Annotated in this window: 16 protein-coding genes and 1 tRNA gene; 9 read left to right on the top strand and 8 right to left on the bottom strand. The window is 61.9% G+C overall.

Annotation, left to right across the window (positions count from 1 at the left end):
• From HY896_01030 to ccsA, 6 genes are all read right to left on the bottom strand, one after another.
• On the bottom strand, positions 1-264 hold a 264-nt coding region (locus HY896_01030), incomplete at its 3' end, for a hypothetical protein (GenBank protein ID MBI5574928.1).
• 125 nt (positions 265-389) lie between these two features.
• Positions 390-1,805, bottom strand: a complete 1,416-nt coding sequence (gene mpl / locus HY896_01025) for a UDP-N-acetylmuramate:L-alanyl-gamma-D-glutamyl-meso-diaminopimelate ligase (protein MBI5574927.1) — start codon at positions 1,803-1,805, stop codon at positions 390-392.
• Positions 1,802-2,926, bottom strand: a complete 1,125-nt coding sequence (locus HY896_01020; protein ID MBI5574926.1) for a beta-lactamase family protein — start codon at positions 2,924-2,926, stop codon at positions 1,802-1,804. The genes mpl and HY896_01020 overlap by 4 nt, the downstream gene beginning before the upstream one ends.
• Complete coding sequence (locus HY896_01015) at positions 2,926-3,846, bottom strand: LD-carboxypeptidase (protein ID MBI5574925.1); 921 nt, start codon at positions 3,844-3,846, stop codon at positions 2,926-2,928. Before HY896_01015 ends, HY896_01020 begins: the two co-directional genes overlap by 1 nt.
• Complete coding sequence (locus HY896_01010) at positions 3,839-4,579, bottom strand: cytochrome c biogenesis protein ResB (GenBank protein ID MBI5574924.1); 741 nt, start codon at positions 4,577-4,579, stop codon at positions 3,839-3,841. Before HY896_01010 ends, HY896_01015 begins: the two co-directional genes overlap by 8 nt.
• A 13-nt stretch (positions 4,580-4,592) precedes the next feature.
• Complete coding sequence (ccsA, locus tag HY896_01005) at positions 4,593-5,384, bottom strand: cytochrome c biogenesis protein CcsA (GenBank protein ID MBI5574923.1); 792 nt, start codon at positions 5,382-5,384, stop codon at positions 4,593-4,595.
• A gap of 133 nt (positions 5,385-5,517) precedes the next feature.
• On the opposite strand from ccsA, the gene HY896_01000 reads away from it, so the two are divergent.
• From HY896_01000 to HY896_00980, 5 genes are all read left to right on the top strand, one after another.
• Positions 5,518-5,724 carry an AbrB/MazE/SpoVT family DNA-binding domain-containing protein gene (locus HY896_01000; protein MBI5574922.1) on the top strand — a complete coding sequence of 69 codons (207 nt, stop codon included), beginning with the start codon at positions 5,518-5,520 and terminating at the stop codon, positions 5,722-5,724.
• Complete coding sequence (locus HY896_00995) at positions 5,721-6,113, top strand: type II toxin-antitoxin system VapC family toxin (GenBank protein ID MBI5574921.1); 393 nt, start codon at positions 5,721-5,723, stop codon at positions 6,111-6,113. Before HY896_01000 ends, HY896_00995 begins: the two co-directional genes overlap by 4 nt.
• Positions 6,110-8,515, top strand: a complete 2,406-nt coding sequence (locus HY896_00990) for an endonuclease MutS2 (GenBank protein MBI5574920.1) — start codon at positions 6,110-6,112, stop codon at positions 8,513-8,515. Before HY896_00995 ends, HY896_00990 begins: the two co-directional genes overlap by 4 nt.
• A 162-nt stretch (positions 8,516-8,677) precedes the next feature.
• Entirely contained in the window at positions 8,678-9,154 is a 477-nt protein-coding gene (locus tag HY896_00985; GenBank protein MBI5574919.1) for a hypothetical protein, read from the top strand.
• Positions 9,155-9,198: 44 nt separating this feature from the next.
• A complete protein-coding gene (locus tag HY896_00980; GenBank protein MBI5574918.1) occupies positions 9,199-9,684 on the top strand; it encodes a hypothetical protein in 486 nt (161 codons plus the stop codon).
• Positions 9,685-9,708: 24 nt separating this feature from the next.
• Here the strand turns inward: HY896_00980 and HY896_00975 are convergent, their stop codons facing one another.
• Positions 9,709-10,902, bottom strand: a complete 1,194-nt coding sequence (locus HY896_00975; GenBank protein ID MBI5574917.1) for a M20 family metallopeptidase — start codon at positions 10,900-10,902, stop codon at positions 9,709-9,711.
• Between the two features lie 177 nt (positions 10,903-11,079).
• Here HY896_00975 and prmA point away from each other — a divergent pair, with 177 nt between their 5' ends.
• The 4 genes from prmA (at position 11,080) to HY896_00955 (ending at position 13,455) form a co-directional block, all read left to right on the top strand.
• Positions 11,080-12,006: a 50S ribosomal protein L11 methyltransferase gene (gene prmA / locus HY896_00970; protein ID MBI5574916.1), complete on the top strand. Its 927-nt coding sequence runs from the start codon at positions 11,080-11,082 to the stop codon at positions 12,004-12,006.
• Positions 11,970-12,752: a 16S rRNA (uracil(1498)-N(3))-methyltransferase gene (locus tag HY896_00965; protein MBI5574915.1), complete on the top strand. Its 783-nt coding sequence runs from the start codon at positions 11,970-11,972 to the stop codon at positions 12,750-12,752. Before prmA ends, HY896_00965 begins: the two co-directional genes overlap by 37 nt.
• A 5-nt stretch (positions 12,753-12,757) precedes the next feature.
• Positions 12,758-13,336: an RDD family protein gene (locus HY896_00960; protein ID MBI5574914.1), complete on the top strand. Its 579-nt coding sequence runs from the start codon at positions 12,758-12,760 to the stop codon at positions 13,334-13,336.
• Positions 13,337-13,379: 43 nt separating this feature from the next.
• Positions 13,380-13,455: transfer RNA gene (locus HY896_00955), tRNA-Phe, on the top strand.
• A 68-nt stretch (positions 13,456-13,523) separates the two neighbouring features.
• On the opposite strand, the gene HY896_00950 is transcribed toward HY896_00955, so the two are convergent.
• A complete protein-coding gene (locus HY896_00950) occupies positions 13,524-14,546 on the bottom strand; it encodes a DUF1016 domain-containing protein (protein MBI5574913.1) in 1,023 nt (340 codons plus the stop codon).
• Positions 14,547-14,596: the final 50 nt, after the last annotated feature.

The raw sequence follows: 14,596 nt of genomic DNA, 5'->3' as shown, positions 1-14,596 counted from the left end.
TGCCTGTTCCACAGGAGACTTGTCGCCCGGGGGAAGCAGCGCTACATCGGCGCCCGCAAGCGCCATCAGGCGCGACGAAAGGAGGCGCGGAAGGACCGACACGGTCGGCTGGATGTCTTCCCTGGTGATCGTGGCGAAGGGGGTTATGGCGACCTTACGAGGATATTCCGCGGCCGCCGCCGAAAGCGCAAGAAAGAGGGACACAAGGATATACAGGCAGACCGCTCCGGCCCGCCCTGCCGCTTTACACGTCTTTTTTCCCATTCGGGCGAATCTACCAGACCATCCCAAACGCGTCAAACACAAAAACAGGGACGTTCTTAAAAAGTCGCTGGGCCAGATGAAGCGCAAGGACAGGAATGGACTGTCGAGGATATTGATATTCCGTCTTACCGGGAGGAAAGCCTTCCGGCTATTTTCCCCTGGATCCCGCCGAACCCGCCGTTCGACATGATCAAAATAAGGTCCCCCGGCCGCGACGTCTTCGAAAGGCGATCGACGATCCCGTCCACTTCCTGTATATAAAACGCCTCGCGACCGGCGGTCCGCACCGCCTCCACGACCGCTTCGGGATCCAGACGCTCCTCCGGCGGGATCTTATCCATGCCGAAAACTCCCGCGACGACGACCGAATCGGCCTCCGCCAGAGACGCGGCGAACTCGGCCTGGAAGACCCTGCGCCTGCTGGTGTTCGATCTGGGCTCGAAGACCGCCGTGATGCGCCGCCAGGGGTATCTCGCGCGGACCGCCTGGATCGTTCCTTTAACAGCCGTCGGATGGTGTGCGAAATCGTCCACGACCAGGACGCCGCCGTACTCCCCGACCTCCTCCTGCCGCCTGCGCACGCCCGCGAATCCCGCGAGAGCTTCCGCCACCCGCGCAGGATCGTATCCGAAATGAAATAGCGCGATCGACACCGCCGCGGCGTTGGCGGTGTTGTGCCGCCCGGGAAGTTTCCATGCGAATTCGTGCACCGCCCCCCTCCCTTCCAGCCGGAAGCGGGTTAGTCCGCCTTCCTCCGTAACGTCATGAACCCGCCATCCGTTGCCGGGCGAATTCAATGGCACTCCGGGGTTTCCCGCGTAGAAAACGACCGGGCAGGAGGCTTCCGAAGCGACCTCGACCACATCGGGGTAATCCGAGCAGGCGATCAGCAGGCCGTCCCGCGGGATCAGGCGTACGAGCTTGCGGAACGATTCCAGCAGGTGCGGAAGGTCCCGATAGATGTCCGCGTGGTCGAACTCGATGCTTGTAAGCAGGACGATCTTCGGGAGGTAATGGAGGAACTTCGGTCCCTTGTCGAAGTACGCCGTGTCGTACTCGTCCCCTTCGACGACGAACCGCGGCCCCGTTCCCACCCGGTAGCTGACCGGGAAATTCCTCGGCACCCCGCCGATGAGGAACGACGGGGCCTCGCCCAGCGCATACAGCGACCAGGCCATGATGGAAGTGGTCGTGGTCTTGCCGTGAGTGCCCGCGACGACGATCGACTCCTTCCCCTCGATGAAGAATTTCGCCAGCGCCTGCGGCATCGACAGGCTTGGGATCCCCCTGCGGACCGCTTCAAGGCACTCGGGGTTATCCCTGGACACCGCATTCCCCACGATCACAAGGTCGGCGTCCGCCGGTATGTTTTCCGCGGCATACGGGGAAAACAGGGAGATCCCCAGCGCCTCCAGCTGCGTGCTCATCGGGGGGTAGACGTTCGCATCCGAGCCGGTAACCCGGAACCCTTTCTCCTTCAGCATCCCGGCAAGCGACGCCATCCCCACTCCGCAGGCGGCGATGAGATGAACGTTCTTCATGGAAACAGTTCCTCCATCACGGTGTCATGCAGGAGGGGCCGCAGGCTTTTTAAACCGTCGTTTTGTTTCCCGTAGAATATCCTGTTCGTGAGAAGAACCACGGTCGCCTCCCGGTCGGGATCGATCCATATGGAGCATCCGGTGTATCCAAGGTGACCGAACGATCCTTCGGGGAAATGCCTGCCCGCCTGCGAAACGCTTCCCTTGAACGGAGTCGGAGTGTCCCATCCCGGAGTCCTCGGACAGCCGGGGGGCTCCGTGACTTTCGTGGTCATCCTGACCGCGGACGACCGGTTGAAAATTCTTCCCTCCCCTCGCCTCGCCCGGAGGATCTCCCGCGCGAAAAGGAACAGATCGTACGCCGTGGAAAACACTCCCGCGTGGCCCGCCGCTCCTCCCATCGCCGACGCGTTTTCATCGTCTACGATGCCCACTTTCTCCATCCGCCGTATCTCCGAATATCCGGTGGACACCAGCCTCCCGGTCTCGCACTCGCTGTAGCCGTCAAGCGGAAGGTAGGAAGTATCCCTCATTTCCAGCGGCTCCGCGATCTGCCGCAGGAGAAGTTTTTCGAGCGGCTGGAAGGAGACAAGTTCCATTGCGCGCCCCAGGAGCATGAAGCCCAGGTCGCTGTAGACGCAGGCGGTGCCGGGCTCGGCCTGGAGCGGCAGGCGCAGGATTTCCTCGACGATCCGGTCGTGCGCCTCGGAGGATCCCCACATCCGTCTCTTTTCCTTCTTCTCGACGCGGAGGATCTCCTCGTAAAACGGCTCCCAGGCGGGAAGCCCCGAAGTGTGCGCAAGCAGATCGACGAACCGGATTCCGGCGGCGGCGCGATCCGTAGAAATCGATGGGAGCACGGCGGACAGCATGTCCCCGGGCCCGATCTTCCCTTCCTGGTCCAGCACGAAGAACAGGCCCGCGGCAAGCGGCTTGGTGAGCGACGCGATGTCGAAGACCGATGAATGACGCGCGTCCCCCGCCGCGGCCTGGAACATTACTTCCTCGCCGCACGCGGCGAGCATGACGGCCGCGGTATACGCCTTGTCGCGCACGCCTTGAGCGAGAAGTTCCTTCGCTTTCCGGAAGTGATCCGTCCCGCCGGACATGGAAGACGCCATCAACCGGCCACCGGGGATTCGAGAAGGTACAACCTGCCGCGGGAGTCGATCCGCGCCCGCACCCCGAACGGAAGCGCATAGTTCGGCCCCTCATGCCCCGCGGGGAATCCATACCACACCGGGACGGAGAGGCTGCGCCCCGCGTAGGCGAAGACCCTGCGCAGATCTTCCCCGGTATCGCCGCCGACCGGCCGGATCTTTCCCACGACGATCCCCGCGATCCCGCGAAGGCGCCCCGACTGGATCCACTGAGTGAGCATCCGGTCGATCCGGTAACAGGGCTCCGCCACGTCTTCGAGAAACAGAAGCGCGCCGCGGAAGTCCGGCTCGAAGGGAGTGGAAAGAAGCGACGTGATCACGGAAATGCAGCCGCCGGAGAGAATGCCTTCCACCGCGCCGCCGCGCAACCGCTCGCAGGGTAATCCCCACGGCTCAAGCGGAGACGCCTCTCCCGCCGCGAGCCGGGCGAAAGCCGCAAGGGCCGGGCCGTCGGCCCGCGTCGCAAGGTCCGCCGCGGCCATCGGGCCGTGGATGGAGGGTATCCCGAGCCGCGTGGAGAGATAGGACAGGATCGCGGTGAGATCGCTGTAGCCGACGACGAGCCGCGGGCGGCGGGCGAATTTTTTCCAGTCGATATGCGGAAGCAGCCGAGTCGTCCCGTACCCGCCTCGGGCAGCCATCGCCGCGCGAGCCTCGGGGAGAGAAAGCGCCCATAGCGCCTGGTCCGTGCGATGGGAGTCGCTCCCGGCGAGATAACCGTCCTTACTCATCAATCCGTCGGCGACCTCGGGCACGAAGCCCGCTTTGCCGAGCCGCGCGATCCCCCGGGATAGCCTTTTCGAATCGACCGGCCCCGCAGGCGCGAATATCGCGATCACGTCCCCTTTCCGGAGCGGGAGAGGCTTTTTCGCTTTATGCATCTTCTCTCCTTGCGGGAATCAGGTAGATTAAGTTCGCCACCGTGAACAGGACCGACGATACCAGCATGGGAACCGCTCCCGGGTCCCTGTTCGCGTCGAAGACGGCGAACGGCGCGCCCCACGGCGTTGCGCCGAAATTCTTTATATAGAATCCGTAGCCTTCGTGGAAGAGCGGCTCGTTCGATCGCACCACGCCCCGGGCGACGGGGGTCGTGCCACGGAAAAGCGTCACCTTCGCCGAGAAATCCTTCGGGTAGCCCTCGGGCGCCATCACCGCGTCGAACCGGTCGAGCGAAAGGATCAACCCCGTCGAACCGACGGGCGCGAATTCCCGCTGGGGAACGGCCACGCCCGGAATGCGGTCGCCGTACAGGCTGCTGACCAGGTGGGACAGGACCACCCCCAGGAATGCGATGTGCATCACGTGAGGTAGAATTTTTCGCAGCGTCGCCTTCCCGCGGAATATCTGCACGAGCCGCTCGGCCGTGCAACAGGCGGCGTTGACGGCCATCACCGCTGTGGCGAGAAGGAGACCGTATAACCAAAGGGTGGGGACCGGTTCTATCCATCCTTTCTGCGCGAACCATCCCGCGAAGACCTGCGCGTCCATGTCGGAGAACAGTTCAGGGTACCTCCCCATGAACACGGAGCCTGCGGCCCCGGCCAGGCAGAACGCAAGGCCCGTCCATGCGCACGTCTTGTGGGAAGTCAGGACCCGCCAGATAGCCTTCATCCATCCGCCGCCATCAGAAGGAATGGGAACTTCGCAGGAGCAGGCTGACGCCAAGGAAAGTGCACAGCATCACCACGTAGCCCGCCGCGGTAGCCCCCATCTCCATCCGTTTCGTCCACCACGGACGGCCGGGGGTCGCCGGGATGTATTTCAGGTGCGTCAAGGCGGCGAAATAGAGCCACAGGACGACCGACCAGATCTCCTTCGGCGTCCAGATCCAGTACGATCCCCATGCGTAGTACGCCCAGATCCCTCCGCAGACCATCCCCGCCGAAAATGCGGAGAAGCCGTAAAGCGCCGACCGCGCGCCCGCCCTGTAGACATCGTCGCCGCCTTCCTTGAAATAAACCCATGCCAGAGCGAGCCCCGCCGCGAAGATCCCGTAACCCAGGAAGGAGAGTCCCACGTGGGTCGCGAACCAAGGGGTGTCCAGCGCCGGGTAGAGAGGGGTGAGCCGCTTGTCGATCAGCGCCGCTGCCGCCTGCGGAAGTGCCACGAGAACCGACAACGGCCTCCATGCCGCCCTCGTCCCTTCCGTCCGGCACAGGAGAAACGCGGAAAGCGCCGAGCAGAAGGAGAAGACGGTCAGCGATTCGAAGAGCCCGGCCATCGGCGCATGGCCGGAGAGCGACCATCGCAGCGCAAGAAAGAGGGCGTGAAGGACGAGCCCGCCGAAAAGAGCCGAACGGAAGGGAGACCTGCCGGACACCCTTCCCAGCTGAAGCCCCGCTTCCGTGCAATAGGCGACCAGGGAAAGCCAGAACAGGACCAGGTGCAGGCCGAACAAGCGCGGGCTATCCTCCATGCAGGGGGTTTCATTTCCGATGCTACCACGATTCCCCGGGGAAACCGCACCGCAAACGGCATTGCTCCGTTGACGCGCACGGCGATATCGATCATCATATCGTATGACGAAACCTTTATCGATGGAGGCGTCGATGGCCACCGTCACCGTGTCACCCAAGTACCAGATCGTCATCCCCCGAAAAGTGAGGGAGGCGATGGGCATCCAGCCGGGCGAAAAGATCCGTGTCTTCCAGTACGGTGACCGGATCGAGTTCATTCCGGTGCGGCGGATGCGCGCCATGCGCGGATTTATCAAAGGTATCGGCACGAACGTCGAGCGCGACGAGGATCGGACGTGAAATCCCCGAACCTGGTGGACTCCTGCGGCTGGCTGGAATACTTCGCCGACGGCGCGAACGCCTCGTTCTTCGCATCGCCGATAGAAAACGTGGACCGGCTCGTCGTCCCGACGATATGCATACTGGAGGTGTTCAAGAGCGTGTTCCGCCAACGCGGTGAAAGCGCCGCGCTGCGTGCGATTGCCGCGATGGAACAGGGGCGTGTCGTGCCGCTGGACACCCCTATCTCCCTGTCCGCCGCGAAAATGGGCGTGGATCTCGGGATGCCGTTGGCGGAAAGCGTCATCCTCGCCACGGCGCGGACACATAAAGCACAGATTTGGACGCAGGACGCCCATTTCCGAAAGATCGACGGCGTCCGGTACATAAAGGCGGGAGGAAGGAGTTGAGAGGATCCGCGTGGGAAGCGGCGCTTGCGGCGCTGGAATGGGGGAAGGTTGTCACGAGGCTCTGCGCGCACGCCGCATCGGAGCCGGGGAGGGAGCGGTGCGCGGCGCTTGCTCCCCACGGGGACCTCGACGTCATCCGGATCTCTCTCGAGGAAAACCGCGACTGCCGCCGCCTGCTGACCGCGGAAGGCCCGCTCCCGCTCGAGGGCCTTAAAGAAATAGCGCCGGAAGTGGAAAAAGCGGTCAAAGGATCGCCCCTTTCCCCCGCCGAGTTGATCCTGGTCGGCCAGACCGCAAGGACGGGCGAGCGCATACGGAAATTCTTCGACGACCGCCGCGGGAAATATCCTCGTCTTGCCCATCACGCCCGCGAGATTCCCCCGCTGCGCGATCTCGCCGATGAAATCGAGCAGAAGATCGACTCGACCGGCAACGTCACAGACCGGGCATCGCCCGCACTCGGGCCCCTGCGCCGGCAATTACTGGAAGCGCGAAACCGCCTGCAGAAGACGGCCGAGGAAATCATCTCCTCCCCGAAGTACGCCCGGCACATCCAGGAGGCGTACACGACCGTCCGTTCGGGACGGGTCGTCATCCCGTTCAAGACCGCCGCCAAGGGGCTCTTCCAGGGGATCGTCCACGACTCCTCGCAGAGCGGGCAGACGGTCTTCTTCGAGCCGGAGGACCTCGTCTACCTGAACAACGAAGTCAAGATGGCGGAACTGGAGGTGGAGCGGGAAATCGCACGCATCCTTTCGGAACTGACTGGGAAGGCGGCCCGAAAGGCGGACGAACTCCTTACCTGCCGCGAGCGGCTCACGTCGATCGACTTCGCGCAGGCCCGCAGCCTCCTTGCGGAGGAACTGCACGCCGCCGAGCCTACCGTCGGGACGACGGGAGAAGTGAACCTGCTTGCCGCCCGCCATCCCCTGCTGATCCTCTCGGGAAGAACAGTCGTTCCGAACGATCTGCGGCTCGGCCGCCCTTCGCAGTGCCTTATCCTCACAGGGCCGAACGCGGGCGGAAAGACGGTGGCGTTGAAAACTCTCGGCCTGCTCACGCTGATGGCGATGGCGGGATTGTCGATCCCTGCCGGCCCCGATTCGTCGGTCTCCGTCTTCACCCGGATCTTCGCGACGCTCGGCGACGAGCAGAGCGTGGAGCAGGACTTGTCCACCTACTCCGCCCACATCCGGCGGCTGAATGAAATCCTCTCCGCAGCGGACCGCGGCTCACTCGTCCTGCTCGATGAAGTGGTCTCGGGGACCGACCCCAGGGAAGGGGCGGCGATCGCGAGGGCATTCCTCGAGACGCTTGCGGACCGTGAGGTGCGGGTGCTCGCCACGACCCACTTCGAGGAGCTAAAGGGGATCGCGTACGAGGACCGCCGGTTCGAGAACGGCTCGATGACGTTCGACGAGGAGCACCTGCGCCCGACCTACCGGCTCCGGCTCGGCATCCCGGGCAGGAGCATGGGGATAGAGATCGCCCGGTCCCTTGGATTTCCGGAGGATGTGCTCGCCCGGGCAGGCAGCCACCTGACCGGCGCAGGGCACGAGCTGGCCGATGCCCTTGCCCGGCTTGAGTCGGAGCGGGAAAAAGCCCGGGCGGAAAGCGAGGCGCTGGCGGCTGCGAAGCGGGAGGCGGAAAGCCTTCGCTCCCGTCTTGCATCCGAGCGGGAAAAGACCAGGGAAGAGGAATCGCGCATCCTGTCGGCGGCCCGGCAGAAGGTTCGCGAGGAAATAAGAAAGGCGGAAACGCAGCTCCGCGCGGCCACCGAGGAACTTCGCAAGGAGAAGAAGATCGAAACGGTCCGGAAGGCGCAGGATACGATCCGGGAATGGAAGGAGAAAGGGAAGGCCGCGGAGGACGATCCGGTCGTCCGTGCGTTGATCAGCAGGACCGCGCCGCTTCACTCGGGAATCGTGCTGCATCCCGGCCGAAAGGTGTTCCTGACGACGATCCACAAGGAAGGGGAGGTCGCATCCGTTTCACGCCCCGAAGACCGGGAAGTGGAAGTGATCGCGGGAGGCCTGAAAGTCAGGGTCCTGCGGGACCAGCTGCGCATTTTCCCTGAGACATCGGGGGCGACGGATGCGAAAACCGCAGGCAGACCCCGCCGCGGGGAGGAATCCGCACCGGCGCTATACGTGCAAAATCCGGGAAACACGCTCGATCTGCGGGGGAGATACGTGGACGATGCGCTGCCGGAGGTCGACGCTTTTCTGGACCGTCTCTCACTGTCCCAGGCTCCGCATGCCTTCATCATTCACGGCCACGGCACGGGCGCGCTCAAGACCGCGGTCCGCCGCCACTTGAAGGCCTCACCCTATGTGAAGCAATCCTTCCCCGCACTGCAGAACCAGGGCGGCGACGGCGTCACGATCGTCCTTTTCCAATAAATACCGTTTTTACGCTACGTTTCGCATATAAATCCCTTTCCCCCAAATATCGCTTGACAAGAAAAAAATGAAGTTTGATGATTATCGCGTCCGTTTCGTTTCTCCGCAAAAATATACGCTTGAATGAATACGATTACCAATAACACCCAAGGGGGGGCCGGCATGCAGAAACACATGATCACCATTGCCGAATTGGTTGCCGCAGTATTTTTTTTCATGTCCGTAACCGGTTGCGCGACGATAATCAAAGGGGATAAACAGACAGTAAACTTAAAGACAATACCCCAAGGGGCAAACTGCGACGTTTACAATAATAAAACCAACGACCGTATATCGACCGTTACAACACCGGCAAGCCTTACCTTGGATCGTGGACGCGGATATTTCCGGTCTTCTCAATACCGCATTCGTTGCACCGGAACCGATAATTCGGCCCAGGAAGCCATCCTGGACGGAAATCCGAACGGATATTACCTCGGTGGAAATATTTTATTGGGAGGATTGATCGGCTATCTTATCGTCGATCCGCTGACGGGAGCAATGTGGACCCTGGAACCTGAAACAGTCCTGGTCGATTTCCAGGACCCGAGCAAATCGATACTCAAGCAACCGGTGGCAATCGACAACACCAGCACATGATTCGATTCGCCTAAAATATGTATCGTTAACCCAGGAGCAAAACCATGCGGAAACACATGAGAACTATTGTCGAGTTTGTCGTCGCGGCATTTTTCATCATGTCTGCAACCGGTTGCGGGACGTTTATAAAAGGGGACAAACAAACTATAAGTCTGAAATCGATCCCTCAAGGTGCAAAATGCGACGTATACAACAACAAAACGAACGACCGAATTTCCACTAACTTGACGACGCCCGCCACCCTTACTTTGGAGCGGGGACAAGGATATTTCCGGTCTTCCCAATATCGTGTTCGTTGCACCTCAAACGATAATTCAATCCAGGAAGCCATCCTGGACGGAAATCCGAATGGATGGTATCTCGCAGGCAATCTGTTATTCATATGGGGAGCGCCGGTGGGCTATTTCATAATCGATCCGCTGACAGGAGCCATGTGGACTCTGGAACCGGAAATAATTCTTGTAGATTTCCAGGATCCGGGCAAATCGATATTGAAGAAACAAACGGCAACCGACAACACCAGCACCTGAGTCGACCCGGGAGAACCGGAGTTTTTAAGAACGTCCCTGTTTTTGAGAATGGAAGGACTGCCAGGCGGCGCGGACGAGGGAGGGAGAAGCGAATAGCTCGTGCCCGGTGAGGGCAAGGGCGCGGATCCCTTCCATCATGCCGTCGATGCCGGTGCGGCTCCTCGACGCCGCCTCGAACGCGCGCGTGTGGATCTCCACCCTCTCCCCTCCCGAGATCGGAACGTTGGGCTGGAGCGACGGCACGACCTGCGAAACGTTCCCTATGTCCGAGGATCCCCGGTTCTTGTTGACGGGAGCACCGCTCTCCGGCAGCCCGAGGACCGCGAGCGACCGACGGTAGGCTTCCGCCAGGACAGGGTTCACCTTCATCGCGGAGAGCGTGTACGGTCCCTCATGCATCCGCAGCCGGCAGCCGGTGGCCTTCGCTGCCCCGCGCGCGCAATCCTTTACCCTGCGGACGGCGTTCGCCAGCTCCGCGTCGTTCTCCCCGCGAACGTAAAAGTATGCCTGTGCCCTTTCCGGGATGATGTTGGGCGCCTTTCCTCCCTCCGTAACGATCCCGTGTACCCGGACGGTCTCCGGAAGGTGCTGGCGCAGGGCCGCCGTGCTTTGGAAGAGAAGGAGAACGCCGTCGAGGGCGTTTATGCCGTGCTCCGGGTAGGCGGCGGCATGCGACGCCTTCCCGAAATAGGTGAACCGGATCTTGTGCAGCGCGAGGTACCCTTTCGCCACGTGGCGGCGCGAGGAGGGATGCACCATCATCGCCGCGTCGATCCCGCGGAAGACTCCCTCTTCGATCATCCGCGCCTTTCCGTATCCCGTTTCCTCGGCGGGAGTGCCGAGCGCAACGATTCTGCCCGAACGGAAACGGCCGGCTCCGAAAGCGGCAAGCGCCGCAGCGGCACAGGCCGAGGAGACGCCGACGATGTTATGCCCGCAGGCGTGCCCAAGCCCCGGCAGCGCGTCCATCTCGCACAGGAAGGCGACCGCGGGTTTTCCCCTTCCGAAGACGTACTCGGCGCGGAACGAGGTTTCCATTCCCGCGATTCCGCGTTGCACCCGAAATCCCCTCGATTCGAGGAAACCGGAGAGTGTTTCGGAAGAGCGCGTCTCCCGCAAGCCAAGCTCCGCGAACCCGGAAACGGCTTCGAGCATGCGAACGGCGTCGGTGCGAAGCGATTCGATTTCGGAGAGAAGGTTTTTATCCGGACGTTTCATTTTCCTGTGGGCGCCTTCGCGGCAGGTGCTATCTTAGCATACCCGGGCGGGCGGCCGAGCCGATCGAGCTTGCCCCGAAAAACGCCCGGGAAAAACGGTATCAATATAAAATGATGGGATGATTCGGAGGCAAGAAATGCATACGGCACGACGGATAGGAACGGGAGAGATGCACGGATGACCCGCTGGAAATCATTCACGGTCGAAACGAGACAGGAAGCGGTGGATGCCCTCTCCCACTTCTTCATGGGACGCGGCTCGCTTGGAATGGCGTACGACGAGCGGCGATTCGGCCCGAACGGCGATCCCGCCGATCCCCTCCCTCCACCGGACGAGGTCACGAAACTCACGGCCTACTTCCCCTGGGAAGCCGATTTGCACGAACTCAAGAAAGCATTCCTCGAATACCTCCCCGTTCTCGAGGAATCGTTCGGAAAGGATGCGGGCGCGTTCGTTTCCGCCGCGGAGATCAGCGACTTCGGCTGGGCGGAAAAGTGGAAGGAATTTTTCCTCCCCCGGAAGGTGGGAAGCCGCCTCGTCGTGCGGCCGTCCTGGGAGCCGTACGAAGCGGCCCCCGACGAGGTCGTGCTGACGATCGACCCCGGGCAGGCATTCGGGACAGGGACGCACGAAACGACCCGGCTCTGCATGCAGTTCCTCGAAGAGGTCTTCGGTTCCGGTGTTCCGCACGGGCGCGTGCTGGACGTTGGGACGGGAACGGGAATCCTCGGCATCGCGGCGTTACGGCTGGGGGCCGACTGCGCGCTGGGAATCGACACCGACCCGAAGGCGGTGGAGGTGGCGGAGGAAAACGCGAAAATAAACGGCGTGGCGGACCGGTTCGCAGCCACCTTCCGTCCCCTGTCGGCCGCGGAGGGAACCTTCGACGTCGTGATTGCGAACATACTCGCCGAGATCCTCATAGATATGAAAGGGGAGATCGCGGCCCGATGCGCACCCGGGGGGCTGATGATCCTGTCGGGGATACTGGATGAGAAGGGGGACTGGGTGGAGGAGGAGTTCCGGTCGGAAGGCGCCCGGCCGGTCGGGCGGAAAACCGACGGCCAATGGACCGCGCTCCTCCTGCGGCGGGAAGGGAACTGAATCGGGCGATGCCCACGTTCTTCGTTAATCGCGAAAACATTTCCGGGGATACCGCGGTCCTCTCGGGTACCGAGGCCGGGCACATGCTGCGGACGCTCCGGTTGCGTTGCGGCGACGCCTTCTATTCCTTCGACGAATCGGGGAACCGCTACCGGATGCGAATCCTTGAGGCGACGTCGCGCTCGCTGCGGGCCGAAGTGCTGGAGACGTTCCCGCCCGAGCCGCCGCCGATAGTGGCGATCACTCTCCTGGTCGGGCTTCCGAAAGCGGACAAGATGGACTTCATCCTCGAAAAGGCGACCGAGCTCGGCTGCTCACGCGTGATCCCCTTCCGCTCTTCACGGACGATCCCTCGGCTCGACGCCCAAGATGCGAAGAAGCGTCTCCTCAGGTGGGAACGCATCGCCCTTTCGGCGGCCAAGCAGTGCGGCTCGGGGCGCGTGCCTGACGTTGCGCCGCTCCTTCCGTTCCCGGAAGCGCTGCGGGCAACCGCATCCGCGGAAGGCAAGATCATCCTTTACGAAGGGGAAGGCGGGTTCGGGTTGAAGAAGACGCTCGCGGGGCTTTCCGGCGTGAAAAGCGTGGCCCTGCTGATCGGCCCGGAAGGAGGCTTCTCGGAGGACGAGGTAGGGGAAGCGGAACGTGCCGGTTTCCTGCGCGCGGGGCTCGGAAGCAGGATCCTGCGCGTGGAGACGGCGGCCGTCGCGGCGCTCAGCATGACGATGTATCATTACGAAAAAACCTGAAAGGCATGCCGCGCTTGCCTGCGAAGGAATTCCGCTACGCCGGGTTCTGGGTCCGCGCCGCCGCGCGGGCGGTGGACATCCTCGTTATCGTGGGGATCTACAACCTTTTTTACCTTGTGGACCGGTACGGCGCGACGGCCGGACTGTGGACGCCGAGCGGGCTCGAAGACGCCTTTCCGGCGGATCGCCTCAACCCGGGGAACGTGGTCCGGGCTGCCTTCTTCTTCGGCTTCCCCATCTTCTATTACGTTTACCTTCACGGCGCGTACGGACAGACTTTCGGAAAGATGGCCCTGAAGATCCGCGTCATCAACGAAGACGGCACCCCGCTGGATTTCCGCAAGTCCTTTATACGCTGGCTGGGATATTTCCTATGCGTGTTCACGCTGTACATCGGGTACCTGATGATTGCGTTCGACCGGCGGAAGCAGGGGTTGCACGACAGGGTGTGCAGGACGCTTGTCATTCACGACAACGGCACGCAGGCCAGGGACACCGGCACGGAGCCTCCCGCCCAACCTGTGTCTCCTCCGCCTTATCCGCCGCCGATTCCCCCGCTTGACAATGAGGGCCGGGGAAACTAAATTTATTCTTTTCCGAGCCCGCAACCGAAAGTTACGGGTCAGTGGCCCTTTAGCTCAGATGGTAGAGCAGAGGACTGAAAATCCTCGTGTCCCCAGTTCAATTCTGGGAGGGGCCACCATCGAATTCACGGGGTTGGGCGGCAGCGCCTGACCCCTTTTTCATTGCCTGAATAACGCTACCGTCGCCTCATCCCCCGTCCTCCAGCAGCTTGGCGATCTCCTCTGGAGCCGGCAGCTGGCCCCTCAGTTCCTTGGGCAGCCGCTTCACGATACGGTAAGTCGCCACCCCGATGGGCTTTCGGGCGTCGTGCAAGGCGTATTCGACGATCGTCCGCTGCTTCTCCTTGCAGAGAATGATTCCGATGGATGGATTCTCTCCCTCCGCGCGCACCTGCGCATCCAGCGCAGCCAGGTAAAACTGCATCTTCCCCACGAACTCGGGCTGGAACTTGCCGATCTTCAGCTCGATCGCCACGAGGCTCTTCAAGCGGCGGTGGAACAGCAACAGGTCGATGAAGAACTCCTCGCCGTCGACCTCCAACCGGAACTGACTGCTAACAAAGGCGAACAACCCACCCATGGCCCGCAGGAAATCTTCTATTCGCGCGATCAATGCACGTTCGAGTTCCCGCTCGCTGTGCTCTTGGCTCAGTTCGAGGAATTCGAAAGTGTACTCATCTTTCACAGCGAGTTTGGCTTGGGCGCGGATCGCGGGGGTGACAGCGCGGTCGAAGTTGGTCTGCCCGAGCAGCGTCTTCTCGTAGCTCTGGTTCTCGATCTGGTGGACGAGGACATTCCTCGACCAGCCGAACTTCTTTGTCATTCGGATATAGAACTCGCGTTCCAGGGGATCCTTGCAGCGCTCCAGGATGACGACATTGTGGCTCCATGCGATTTGTGCAACCAGCGGTTGCACTTTTTCATTGTCCTTGTAAGCGACATGGAACTCCCGCATGTAGAAAACATTGCGTCGGGAGAAGCCGCCGATCCCGGGAAACTCTCGCTGGAGGTCTTCGGCCAACTGCTCCACGACGGCATCTCCGTACCCGGCTTTGGATTGCCGCTCCACGATCATCCTTCCGATATCCCAGTACAGCGCCACGAGCTCCTTGTTGACCCTGCGCAACGCCTCGTATTGGGCGGATCGGATGCGCTCCTTGATCTCGCCGAGAAATACGCCGTACCCGACCGGCAATCCGGATTTCCTCATAGTCCCATTCCCTCGAAATTCCACCGGATCTTTGCCGCAAGCAGCGGCAT

This window comes from Deltaproteobacteria bacterium (assembly GCA_016218975.1).
Classification (GTDB): Bacteria; Desulfobacterota; Deferrimicrobia; order Deferrimicrobiales; family Deferrimicrobiaceae; genus JAENIX01.
Note: the sequence above shows the minus strand (reverse complement) of the source record. Positions and strands in the feature narration are given on the sequence as shown.

What these genes read in the sequence shown, in the direction of transcription:
- mpl (MBI5574927.1), bottom strand. Translation starts at nt 1,805, where the DNA reads ATGAAGAACGTTCATCTCATCGCCGCCTGCGGAGTGGGGATGGCGTCG.
- HY896_00960 (MBI5574914.1), top strand. Translation starts at nt 12,758, where the DNA reads ATGCCGCGCTTGCCTGCGAAGGAATTCCGCTACGCCGGGTTCTGGGTC.
- HY896_01015 (MBI5574925.1), bottom strand. Translation starts at nt 3,846, where the DNA reads ATGCATAAAGCGAAAAAGCCTCTCCCGCTCCGGAAAGGGGACGTGATC.
- HY896_00980 (MBI5574918.1), top strand. Translation starts at nt 9,199, where the DNA reads ATGCGGAAACACATGAGAACTATTGTCGAGTTTGTCGTCGCGGCATTT.
- HY896_00975 (MBI5574917.1), bottom strand. Translation starts at nt 10,902, where the DNA reads ATGAAACGTCCGGATAAAAACCTTCTCTCCGAAATCGAATCGCTTCGC.
- HY896_01010 (MBI5574924.1), bottom strand. Translation starts at nt 4,579, where the DNA reads ATGAAGGCTATCTGGCGGGTCCTGACTTCCCACAAGACGTGCGCATGG.
- prmA (MBI5574916.1), top strand. Translation starts at nt 11,080, where the DNA reads ATGACCCGCTGGAAATCATTCACGGTCGAAACGAGACAGGAAGCGGTG.
- HY896_01000 (MBI5574922.1), top strand. Translation starts at nt 5,518, where the DNA reads ATGGCCACCGTCACCGTGTCACCCAAGTACCAGATCGTCATCCCCCGA.
- HY896_00965 (MBI5574915.1), top strand. Translation starts at nt 11,970, where the DNA reads ATGGACCGCGCTCCTCCTGCGGCGGGAAGGGAACTGAATCGGGCGATG.
- HY896_01020 (MBI5574926.1), bottom strand. Translation starts at nt 2,926, where the DNA reads ATGGCGTCTTCCATGTCCGGCGGGACGGATCACTTCCGGAAAGCGAAG.
- ccsA (MBI5574923.1), bottom strand. Translation starts at nt 5,384, where the DNA reads ATGGAGGATAGCCCGCGCTTGTTCGGCCTGCACCTGGTCCTGTTCTGG.
- HY896_00950 (MBI5574913.1), bottom strand. Translation starts at nt 14,546, where the DNA reads ATGAGGAAATCCGGATTGCCGGTCGGGTACGGCGTATTTCTCGGCGAG.
- HY896_00985 (MBI5574919.1), top strand. Translation starts at nt 8,678, where the DNA reads ATGCAGAAACACATGATCACCATTGCCGAATTGGTTGCCGCAGTATTT.